An 837-nucleotide genomic window follows, 5' to 3' on the forward strand; every position below is an offset into this window, starting at 1 on the left:
CAGGGCCTGACCGAGGCCACCAAGTCGGCGCTGCTGGCGGCGAACTATGTGGCGTCCCGGCTGAACGAGTACTTCCCCGTGCTCTACACCGGCGAGGGCGGGCTCGTGGCGCACGAGTGCATCCTGGACCTGCGCGAGCTCACCGCGAAGACCGGGGTCACCGCGGAGGATGTGGCCAAGCGGCTGATCGATTTCGGCTTCCACGCCCCCACCCTGTCCTTCCCCGTGGCCGGGACGCTGATGGTGGAACCCACCGAGTCCGAGGACCTGGCCGAGATCGACCGGTTCATCGAGGCGATGATCACCATCCGCAAGGAAATCGACCAGGTGGCCGCCGGTGACTTCGCCGTGGCCGATTCCCCGCTGCGCCGGGCACCGCACACGGCAGCCGCCGTCGTGTCCTCCGACTGGGACCGTGCCTACCCGCGTGAGCAGGCCGCGTTCCCGGTCCACCACCTCCGGCAGGACAAAGTACTTCCCGCCCGTCGGCCGGATCGACGGCGCCGCAGGCGACCGCAACCTCATCTGCTCCTGCCCGCCGCTCTCCGAGTTCGAAAACTGATTTCGGTGGTTGAGCCTGTCGAAACCCGGGTTTCGACAAGCTCAACCTCCGGCCCGAAAGGATCCCCATGACCGAGAACTACACCGCTCTCTACGAGCAGCACAAGAAGCCGGCGCGTCCTTCACCGACTTCGGCGGCTGGCAGATGCCCCTCAAATACAACTCCGAACTGGCCGAACACCACGCCGTCCGCAAGAGCGCGGGGCTGTTCGACCTCTCCCACATGGGCGAAGTCTGGGTCACCGGCCCCCAAGCCGCAGCCTTCCTGGACTACGC

At 66.9% G+C, this 837-nt stretch carries 2 pseudogenes; both read left to right on the forward strand.

Features of this window, described 5'->3' with window-relative positions:
• Positions 1-562: pseudogene (locus tag G205_RS20420) on the forward strand (glycine dehydrogenase (aminomethyl-transferring)); the annotation flags it as partial.
• 67 nt (positions 563-629) lie between these two features.
• A pseudogene (locus G205_RS21500) lies at positions 630-837 on the forward strand (glycine cleavage system protein T); the annotation flags it as partial.

It is taken from the genome of Arthrobacter nitrophenolicus, from assembly GCF_000332815.1.
Classification (GTDB): domain Bacteria; phylum Actinomycetota; class Actinomycetes; order Actinomycetales; family Micrococcaceae; genus Arthrobacter; species Arthrobacter nitrophenolicus.